The sequence below is a fragment of the Oleiphilus sp. HI0061 genome (assembly GCF_001635675.1).
In genome coordinates, this window is the sequence record NZ_LWFE01001061.1 from 1 (window position 1) to 9,683 (window position 9,683).

Below are 9,683 nucleotides of genomic sequence, written 5' to 3' on the forward strand. Positions count from 1 at the left end.
AAAGTCTCGTATGTTTACAGTTATCTCAAAAGGGGTTTAGTGTGAATAAGTCTGAACTAATTGATGCAATTGCAGAATCTGCAGACATTTCTAAAGCAGCCGCTGGTCGTGCTATCGACGCGGTTGTAGAATCAGTTACAAATGCACTTAAAGAAGGTGATCAGGTAACGTTGATTGGTTTTGGTACCTTCTCTGTGAAAGATCGTGCAGCAAGAACTGGTCGTAACCCACAGACTGGTGCAGAAATTCAAATCGCTGCTGCCAAGATTCCTAGCTTTAAAGCTGGTAAAGGCCTAAAGGATGCAGTAAACGGCTAGTAAGCTGTTTGTTGAATCGGCTTACTTTAGTAAGTTAGAAAAAAGCCGCTCTTAGCGGCTTTTTTTGTGCCTGTAATTCGTGAATTGCTAAGTGAGTCGGAATGATTTGGGGTGTTTTGACAGTACCTGGCATAAATCTAATATGGGGCTAAACTTAAAGGATAAGCAAAAGGAGGATGTTCGCTTTGAGTACGGCAAAGATATTGTTAGTAGAAGATAATGCAGGTGAAGAAGAGTTGGCTTTGTTTGCGCTTAAAAAAGCGGGCGTAGAGCAGAAAGATGTTGTCATTGTTAGGGATGGGCAAGAGGCGATTGATTACCTGTGTGGAAAGCGGCAGTACGCTGGCCAGCAGTTCGACCCTGAGATAAGGGTGGTTTTCCTCGATTTGAATTTGCCAAAAGTTCATGGTCTGGATGTGTTGAAAGAGCTTCGTCACAACCCGGACACTCAATGCCTACCTGTTGTCATCCTAACCTCCTCCGATGAAGAGAGAGATGTTCAGGAAGGTTATCGGGCCGGCGCAAACAGCTATATTCAAAAGTCTTTTGATATAAATGAATTTAAAGACAATATCTCAGCACTTCGGAATTATTGGTTAGACATTAACCTTTCTCCGGTATCAAGGTAGCTATATGCATTTAGTGGAAGGTAAGATTATACGAATATTAATCGTCGATGACTCCGAAGACGATGTCAGGTTCAACCTTGAGTGATCAGTCATTTTTTGATGATATCAAGATCTGGCAAAAAGAATATGACCTGCTGCCTCAGAGAATTTGTTTTGAAATTACAGAAACCTCTGCAATCGATAACCTGGTTGATGCGGTAGAGTTTATTAATGAAATTAGAGGGCTAGGCTTTAAGTTTGCGCTAGATGATTTTGGTGTTGGTTTGAGCTCTTTTTCTTATCTTAAAACGATTCCTGTCGACTTCCTGAAGATTGATGGGAGCTTTGTTAAGAATATGTTGAGCGACAGTATTGATAGAGGGATTGTGGAGTCGTGCAATATGATAGCGCACGCAGCGGGTCTAGAGACGATCGCAGAGTTTGTTGAGGATGATGCGACTTGCGAAGCGCTAAGAGAAATTGGAATAGACTTTGCTCAAGGATTTGGCATCGTGATGCCTGGCCCCTTACCTGATCAAGAGTCAAGCTAATAAGCGTGAACCCTCCGTCGCTTCCATTCTATGCTTGACCAAATCTTAAAAAAACTCGTTAATTTCTTAAACGGTCTTAACACCTTGTTTGTTCTGCCGTCACTGGTCTTACTTGTAATTAGTGACGTTATTTTGCGTTCATTATTTTCCTCTCCCATTGCTTGGGCTCACGAATTGTCGGGTTTGCTGCTACTCAGCATGTTCTTTATTAGCGATTCCAAAGTGTATAGAGGGCCATGAATTATTGAGTGTTGACCTGCTTTACCAAGCCTTGTCGGCTTCTAAGCAACGCTCCCTAAAATGCGCTTCATATGTTTTCTTGGTTTTGTTCTCGCTACTTGTCGTTTGGCAGGCGGTGTTGGGCGCGATAGATAGCTATACCTATGAAGATCAAGCTTATACTATCGACATACCTTATTGGCCTTTCTATGCCTTGATGGCTTTTATCGGGCTTGTGACAACGCTTCAATCATTGAGTTTGCTATGGGCTAGTCTAGATTCAAGTCAAACCAAAGAGGGGCATTCGTGAACCCTGAAAGTGTTGGCCTGTTGGCCATGGCCTGCTTGCTTATATTAATCGCTCTACGTGTACCGATTGCTATCGCTTTGATAGCGGTAGGGCTGCTTGGAAATGTCTACCTTCAGAGCTTTGAGTCGGCTATCGTTCAGTTTCAGTTGGTTAGTTGGGAAGTCGCCAGTAACTTTGTATTGGTGACCTTACCTATATTTGTTTGGATGGGAGCTTTAGCTCAAACAACGGGCTTGGGTAAAGATCTTTTCTATTGCTTTAACCGCTGGTTCGGGCGAATTCCCGGTGGCTTGGCGATCACATCTATCAGCTGCTCAGCAACCTTTGGTGCGGTCACAGGCTCTAGTGTTGCAACAGTCACAGCAATGGGCAAAATGCTGATGCCAGAGATGCGTCGTTACGGCTATAACCAAAGGCTTGCGACTGGCTCAATCGCAGCAGCCGGTGTGCTCGCCATTCTTATTCCTCCGAGTATCCCTTTGGTCTTTTACGCGGCCTGGACGGAAACCTCGCTAGGCGACCTGTTTATAGCGGGTATTATTCCGGGAATTCTATTAGCTTTGATGTTTGGTCTATATGTCATGATTCGCTGTAAGCTCAAGCCCGAGCTTGCACCGGGTGGTGAGCATTACTCGGTGGCAGAGCGGATCAAGGCGCTACCAAAACTCCTGCCGGCATTGTCACTAATGCTTATTGTTTTGGGTAGTATTTACGGAGGCTATGCAACGCCAACAGAGGCCGCGGCTATTGGTTTGGCTTGGGTATTCGTTATTGCCTTATTTCGCGGACGCTTAAGTGCAATGATTCTGAAAGAAAGTTTGGGTCAAAGCGTTTCGCTGAGCGGCAACATCTTTTTGTTATTCTTAGGAGGCGTATTCTTTAGCCGCTTCATGGCGCAGACTGACGTGACTCAGCTCTTGATAGAGTCCATCGCCGGTTGGGGTGATTCATCTTTCTTGATAATGTTAGCTCTATTGCTCTTGTATCTGGTGCTCGGGGCTGTATTAGACACCTTTGGGATGATTATCCTCACCTTGCCTTTTGTCTTCCCTTTGGTGACCTCTTTAGGATATGACCCGGTCTGGTTTGGTATTTTTATCGTTATGATGATTGAGCTATCGCTGATTACGCCGCCAATAGGTATCAATGTATTTGTAATGCAGCGCGTTGCTCCGGATATACCCTTAACAACTGTATTTAAGGGTGCCTTACCATTCGTAGTAATAAGCTTGGTTATGGTACTACTACTGCTGATCTTCCCTGAAATAGCTTTGTGGTTGCCCGGGCAAATGAAAGATTAGAGTTTCTCTACTCTTGGTGTCCTCTGTGGTTTAAGCCTTTCCCTGCGTATCGTGCTTGTTATAAGCCTCTACAATTCGTTGAACAATAGGGTGTCTGACAACATCAGATGGGCGGAAGTGGATGCTGCTGATGCCTTTTACGCCATTTAAAACGCGCTGAGCCTGAGCTAAGCCCGACATCGCGTGTTTAGGTAGGTCGGTTTGGGTTAGGTCGCCCGTAATAACGGCTGTTGAGCCAAAACCAATTCGGGTCAGAAACATCTTCATTTGTTCGGGTGTGGTGTTCTGGCTTTCGTCCAAAATAATAAAAGCATTATTAAGTGTTCGGCCGCGCATAAAGGCGAGTGGTGCGACTTCTATGATGTTCTTATCCATGAGCTTGGCGACTTGGTCGAAGCCTAGCATTTCATATAGCGCGTCATAGAGAGGGCGCAAGTAAGGGTCAACTTTCTGAGCCAGGTCGCCAGGCAGAAAGCCAAGCTTTTCTCCTGCTTCAACTGCGGGCCGAACTAGCAGAATGCGTTTAACTTCTTCGTTATTTAGCGCTTCTACAGCACAAGCAACAGCAAGGTAGGTTTTGCCAGTACCAGCAGGGCCTAAGCCAAAATTAATATCATGCTGCTTAATGTTAGCAACATATTGGCACTGGTTCTCGCCGCGAGGTTTAACTTGGCTTCGAGGTGTTTTGATTAGTCGAGCTTCTTCTGATAGCTCGCTCGAAATAGCATCAACGCCAAACTCCTGAACAAAGAGGTGAACCATTTCAAGGCTAATGCTCGAATTATCCTCGGTCTCTCGATATAGGTGTCTGATTATCTCTAGCGCCGCCTGGGATGCTTCAGCTTTTTCGCCACGTATTTTGAAAACAGCGCCCCGATAGCTGATCTTAACATCTAGACGCATCTCTAGGTGTTTGATGTTTTCATCAAATTGGCCGCACAAACAGGCGAGGCGGTCATTATCAAAAGGCGTCAGTGCAACTTCTTTGATGGTGATGGAGCCAGTGCTCGTTGTTTTGACTTTATCGTCAGGCTGCTTGTCTTGCCGTCTGGCTAACTTTTCTTTTTTAGTAGTCTTGCTCATCGACTCTTTCACCACGTAATGAATTTGCGTAAGCATCGGTAATCTTCACGTCGATAAAGCGCCCGATCAAGGCACTATCTGAGCGGTCTTGCTTCGCTTTGAAGTTCACAACACGGTTATTTTCGGTTCGGCCTTGTAGCTCCCCGGGGTCTTTCTTAGAAAAACCTGTGACCAGAATTCGTTCGGTATTACCGACCATTTTTCGGCTAATATCTTGAGCTTGTTGAAGAATGCGCTGTTGTAATATCTGCAGTCGTTGCTTTTTAACTTCTTCGCTTGTTTCATCAGGTAAATCTGCTGCTGGTGTACCCGGGCGCGCGCTATAGATAAAACTAAAAGATGCGTCAAAGCCCACATCATTGATCAGCTTCATGGTGTCTTCAAAGTCTTTTTCGGTTTCGCCAGGGAAGCCAATGATAAAGTCTGAAGAGATACTAATATCAGGGCGGTGCTTACGTATACGACGAATTTTAGATTTGTACTCTAATGCCATGTGGCCGCGCTTCATCGCATTCAATATTCTGTCTGAGCCGCTTTGAACAGGTAGGTGAAGGTGGCTTACCAGCTCAGGAGTATCGGCATAAACGTCGATAAGTGAGTCACTGAACTCAACCGGATGCGACGTTGTAAAACGAATTCGGTCAATGCCTTCAATGGCTGCGGTTAGTGTGATTAACTCAGCAAGATCCATCATGTCGCCATCGTGTGTTTCACCTTGGTAGGCGTTAACGTTTTGGCCGAGTAAGTTTATTTCACGCACACCTTGAGTAGCAAGGTGGGAGATTTCTGCCAGTACGTCATCAACAGGGCGGCTAACTTCCTCACCTCGCGTGTAAGGCACAACACAAAAAGTACAATACTTGCTACAGCCTTCCATAATTGAAACAAACGCAGAAGGGCCATTTATACCGGGAGCAGGGAGGTGGTCAAACTTTTCAACTTCAGGGAAGCTGATATCGACCACGCCTACATCAGTTGTTTTTGATGCGTCGATCATCTCTGGTAGGCGATGAAGCGTTTGTGGGCCAAAGATCACGTCTACAAAAGGCGCGCGAGAACGAATCGCCTCACCTTCCTGACTGGCAACGCAACCACCAACGCCGATAGTTAGTTCAGGGTTGCTTTCCTTAAGTTTCTTCCAGCGACCAAGCTGGTGAAAGACCTTTTCCTGTGCTTTTTCACGAATAGAGCAGGTATTAAGAAGAATGATGTCAGCATCACTCTCGTTCTCGGTTAACTCAACTTTATGACTGTCTTGCAGTAAGTCTGTCATGCGAGATGAGTCGTACTCGTTCATCTGGCAGCCGTGAGTTTTAATAAAAAGCTTCTTGGTCGTGTTGTCGGTCATCTAAATATCAATCGCTTGCGAAAAGAGTTGCTTAAAAAATAGGCGGCAGATTATACATCTAAGCAGGCAGTGGGTGTAGTTTTTTCTGTCGCTAAAGACTGCCCTTAAAGATCAAAACACAAAAGACGGTTCACCACCGAGGGCACAGAGAGGCCTGCGGCCTACACAGAGAAAAGATGAAAACAGAGAAAAGATAAAAGCCTTTTTAGGTGTGTCTCAATCTCTTCCTCTGTGTAGCGAAGCGCCCGGTGTCCTCTGTGGTTCATCGGTTTATCCCTTAAAGATCAAAACACAAAAGACGGTTCACCACAGAGGGCACAGAGGGCACAGAGAGGCCTGCGGCCTACACAGAGAAAAGATAAAAACAGAGAAAAGATAAAGCTTTCTTTAGATGTGTCTCAATCCCTGCTTCTGTGTAGCGAAGAGCTCGGTGTCCTCTGTGGTTTAAGTTCTTTTCGCTTTTACCTTTAAGTGCAAAACCCCTATAATGCCCAGCCATAGAATCAACCACTAAAAAGTCTAATTCGTGTCTATCAAATCTAAGCTTCTCAGCACCCTTGTAATGTCCCTTTCTCTTGTTATGGCTGCCACGGTAAACGCTGCGCCATGGATTGATGTAGGTGACCTTAGGCTTCGAAATAATCTTCAGCTACTCAATGATGCAGAAGTGATCGATATCTCTTTAACGACCTGGCCTCTTATGTGGGCAGATGTAAAAAATGCACTAGCAGAAGCTGATCATTCGAAGCTCAATTCAGCACAAAAAACTGCGATTAGAGAATTGCGCTTTGAGCTACGTAAGCAGACTAAGTCCGGTATTAAAAAAAGTCTTGAAGTGACAGCGGGTAGCGCTAGACCACTATTAAGAGATTTTGGTTCTTTCCAGCAAGAAAAAGGAGAGATCCATAAAACAATGGAGGGTGATAGTGAAAGCTTTGCCTTCAGGCTTCAAGCTAATGTCATGACAGATCCTGGTGATGATGACGTCCAGACAGACTTTTATGGCTCCTATTTGGCTGGCGTGCTGGGCGGTCGTGATGGCAACTGGGTATTGGGTGTTGGCGCAGTCGATCAATGGTGGGGCGCGGGTTCTCAGTCGAGTTTGATCCTGACAAATAATGCCGAGCCGGTGCCGAGTGTGTTCTTGAGAACCAAGCAGGGGCAAACCTTTGAAACACCATTGCTTTCTTGGTTAGGAGAGTGGCAATTTGTATCTTATATTGGTCAGCTAGAAAGTAAGCGTACAATACCTGAGGCAAAACTTACTGGCATGCGTTTTACCTTTAGGCCGTTGAAAGGTCTTGAATTTGGTATGTCCCGTGCGATGCAGTGGGGTGGAGAAGGGCGTGATGAAGACTTGTCTACCTTCTGGAAGTCGCTTACTTCGCAGGGTGAAAATACAGCCAAGCAAGCGGGGAATCAGTTGGCTGGCTTCGATGTACGTTATGGCTTTGCATTGACTGATACGCTGGGTGCGGCCTTCCACGCACAAACAATTGGTGAAGACGAAGCGGGCTATATGCCTTCGCGACGCACCCATCAAGCGGGTGTTCAACTTTCCCAAACGCTAGAAGATAGTGCTTTCCTAAAGTACGAGTTGGAATACGCAAATACCATTGCGGATGGTTTTGAGACGGTATTTTATAATACCACCTATGAACATAGTCTTTATGAAAGTGGCTATCGCTATCATGGGCGTACGCTTGGTGCTAGTTTTGATAATGACTCAGAGGTTTTGTCCTTCGGAATGAGTCTTCAAAATGGTGGTGGCTCACTTTGGAGTGCGCGTGCCAGCTATTTACAGTTAAATGAAGATGGTGGCGTCAGAGGAAATGGGGTTGCTCTGAGTGCTCAATCACTTTATATGGCGGAATTATATCACCAGTGTTTCATCTTTGATGGCCGTTTCAAAGCAGGGCTGACTTACCTAAGTAAAGATGTTGATACAGCGTTTACGTATGTAGAGCGCTTAGCTGCTTCGGTCTCTTGGGAGTATCGATACTAGGGCTTGTGAAGTGTAAAAGCAGGCCTGTCATGCTATTATTCGCTTAGTCTAACGACAAGGCTTTTACCAATGATTATCAAGGAGGATAAGAGAATGGATAAAACAAAAGTGGACGATATGCTAATTCAAATGATACAGCCCAAGCTCGAAGAGATTGAAACCCGCTTCTCAAACGGTGAGGGTCTAAGTAGTGAAGATATCAATACACTGCTGCTTAAGTCGCAATATAATCATATCAATCATTTAGATGAAAAATTAAATGAAGTGACCGATAGTGTGGCAAGCCTTAAAGGTGAATTTGCTGGCTTGAAAGGTGAATTTGCTGGCTTGAAAGGTGAGTTTTCTGATTTGAAAGGTTACTTTACAGGCCTAAGAGGCGAGTTTGTCGGCCTGAAAGGCGAATTCAAGTTGTTGGAACAAAAGGTAAACAAAGGCTTCGAACTCATGGGAGCTAGAATGGACGCTTTTGAAAAACGAATTGAATTGAAGATATCTGAAGCGATAAACAAGAATATGCGCTGGAGCATAGGCTTGATAGCGTTAATCGTTACTGTTCTCAAGCTAGCGGATACCTTTGCCGGAAACTGAATAATTAACATTACCGCCCCTGTCTCAAACAACCCTGAGCAACTCTAAATAGAAAGGATATAAGTGTCGTGACAAGTTATGAAAATGTAAAACAGCAGCTAACAGGCAGCCCCAAAACCTGGTTGGTAACGGGTGTTGCCGGTTTTATCGGTTCTAACCTACTAGAAACACTGCTAAAACTAAACCAAAAAGTTGTAGGTTTGGATAACTTCGCCACAGGGCATCAATACAATTTAGATGAAGTTCAAGGCTTGGTAACGCCTGAACAGTGGCAGAACTTCTCATTTATCGAAGGTGATATCAGAGATTATGAAACCTGCCAGAAGGCGGTTTCAGGTGCTGACTATGTTTTACACCAAGCAGCGCTTGGCTCCGTTCCTCGTTCTATCGCAGACCCGGTTACCACGAATGCAGCGAATATCACTGGCTTCCTCAATATGCTCCAGGCTGCAAAAGAAGAGCAGGTAAAAAGCTTCACCTACGCGGCCAGTAGTTCAACCTATGGTGACCACCCTGCGTTGCCAAAAGTAGAAGAAAATATCGGCAACCCGCTTTCACCTTATGCGGTAACCAAATACGTAAACGAATTATATGCCAGTGTATATGCCAGAACCTATGACTTCAAAACGATTGGTTTGCGTTATTTCAATGTGTTCGGCAAGCGACAAGACCCTAATGGCGCCTATGCAGCGGTTATTCCAAAGTGGACCTCTTCAATGATTGAAGGCGAAGATGTATTCGTTAACGGCGATGGCGAAACAAGTCGAGACTTTTGCTATATCGATAACACTGTGCAAATGAATATTCTTGCGGCCACTGCACCTGACGAAGCTAAAGATGAAGTGTACAACGTCGCACTGGGTGATCGTACAACCTTGAATGACTTGTATGTATCTATACAAAAAGCACTAGCTGAGAATGATGTTGATGTTTCGAAAGAGCCAATTTACAGAGACTTCCGAGCTGGTGACGTAAGGCACTCGCAAGCCGATACAAGCAAAGCTAAGGCAAAGCTTGGTTATGCGCCAGAGTATCGAATTCTAGAAGGTATTTCCGAAGCGATGCCATGGTATATTGAATTCCTAAGTTCAAAATCCTAAAAGACGACTCACCACCGAGAACACAGAGCGGCCTGCGGCCTACACCGAGAAAAGATTAAAGCTTTTTTTAGATGTGTCTCAACTTCTTCCTCTGTGCAGCGAAGCGCCCGGTGTCCTCTGTGGTTCAAATGTTTACCCCTTAAAGATCAAAACACAAAAGACGGTTCACCACCGAGAACACAGAGCGGCCTGCGGCCTACACCGAGTAAAGATTAAGGCTTTCTTTAGATGTGGCTCTATCCTGTCCTCTGTG

10 protein-coding genes are annotated in these 9,683 nt (G+C 45.0%); 8 read left to right on the forward strand and 2 right to left on the reverse strand.

The genetic code is table 11. The annotated features are described in order from the left end of the window. The first annotated feature begins 41 nt into the window (after positions 1 to 41). The 5 genes from hupB (at position 42) to A3735_RS14520 (ending at position 3,306) form a co-directional block, all read left to right on the forward strand. A complete protein-coding gene (gene hupB, locus A3735_RS14495) occupies positions 42 to 317 on the forward strand; it encodes a nucleoid-associated protein HU-beta (protein ID WP_068506893.1) in 276 nt (91 codons plus the stop codon). Between the two features lie 185 nt (positions 318 to 502). After that, positions 503 to 946, forward strand: a complete 444-nt coding sequence (locus tag A3735_RS14500; RefSeq protein ID WP_068553731.1) for a response regulator — start codon at positions 503 to 505, stop codon at positions 944 to 946. Between the two features lie 47 nt (positions 947 to 993). Next, positions 994 to 1,476, forward strand: coding sequence for an EAL domain-containing protein (locus tag A3735_RS14505; protein ID WP_068638188.1), 483 nt, complete (start codon positions 994 to 996; stop codon positions 1,474 to 1,476). Between the two features lie 121 nt (positions 1,477 to 1,597). Further along, a complete protein-coding gene (locus A3735_RS14515) occupies positions 1,598 to 2,005 on the forward strand; it encodes a TRAP transporter small permease (RefSeq protein ID WP_082865269.1) in 408 nt (135 codons plus the stop codon). Further along, positions 2,002 to 3,306 (forward strand): TRAP transporter large permease, encoded by a 1,305-nt coding sequence (locus tag A3735_RS14520; RefSeq protein ID WP_068638190.1) that lies wholly within the window; start codon positions 2,002 to 2,004, stop codon positions 3,304 to 3,306. The genes A3735_RS14515 and A3735_RS14520 overlap by 4 nt, the downstream gene beginning before the upstream one ends. 30 nt (positions 3,307 to 3,336) lie before the next feature. Here A3735_RS14520 and A3735_RS14525 read toward each other — a convergent pair whose 3' ends face one another. Then, on the reverse strand, positions 3,337 to 4,389 hold the full coding sequence (locus tag A3735_RS14525; protein WP_082865270.1) for a PhoH family protein: 1,053 nt from the start codon (positions 4,387 to 4,389) through the stop codon (positions 3,337 to 3,339). After that, positions 4,373 to 5,737, reverse strand: coding sequence for a tRNA (N6-isopentenyl adenosine(37)-C2)-methylthiotransferase MiaB (gene miaB / locus A3735_RS14530; RefSeq protein ID WP_068638191.1), 1,365 nt, complete (start codon positions 5,735 to 5,737; stop codon positions 4,373 to 4,375). Before miaB ends, A3735_RS14525 begins: the two co-directional genes overlap by 17 nt. Positions 5,738 to 6,299: 562 nt before the next feature. Between miaB and A3735_RS14535 the strand changes: the two genes are divergently transcribed. From A3735_RS14535 to A3735_RS14545, 3 genes are all read left to right on the forward strand, one after another. Beyond that, a complete protein-coding gene (locus A3735_RS14535) occupies positions 6,300 to 7,742 on the forward strand; it encodes a capsule assembly Wzi family protein (protein ID WP_068638193.1) in 1,443 nt (480 codons plus the stop codon). Between the two features lie 93 nt (positions 7,743 to 7,835). After that, complete coding sequence (locus A3735_RS14540; protein ID WP_068638195.1) at positions 7,836 to 8,330, forward strand: hypothetical protein; 495 nt, start codon at positions 7,836 to 7,838, stop codon at positions 8,328 to 8,330. 68 nt (positions 8,331 to 8,398) lie between these two features. After that, positions 8,399 to 9,430, forward strand: coding sequence for an NAD-dependent epimerase/dehydratase family protein (locus A3735_RS14545; protein ID WP_068638197.1), 1,032 nt, complete (start codon positions 8,399 to 8,401; stop codon positions 9,428 to 9,430). Positions 9,431 to 9,683: the final 253 nt, after the last annotated feature.

Coding starts and splice junctions, on each gene's coding strand:
- A3735_RS14535 (WP_068638193.1), top strand. CDS start 6,300: ATGTCCCTTTCTCTTGTTATGGCTGCCACGGTAAACGCTGCGCCATGG.
- A3735_RS14525 (WP_082865270.1), bottom strand. CDS start 4,389: ATGAGCAAGACTACTAAAAAAGAAAAGTTAGCCAGACGGCAAGACAAG.
- miaB (WP_068638191.1), bottom strand. CDS start 5,737: ATGACCGACAACACGACCAAGAAGCTTTTTATTAAAACTCACGGCTGC.
- A3735_RS14540 (WP_068638195.1), top strand. CDS start 7,836: ATGGATAAAACAAAAGTGGACGATATGCTAATTCAAATGATACAGCCC.
- A3735_RS14505 (WP_068638188.1), top strand. CDS start 994: ATGACTCCGAAGACGATGTCAGGTTCAACCTTGAGTGATCAGTCATTT.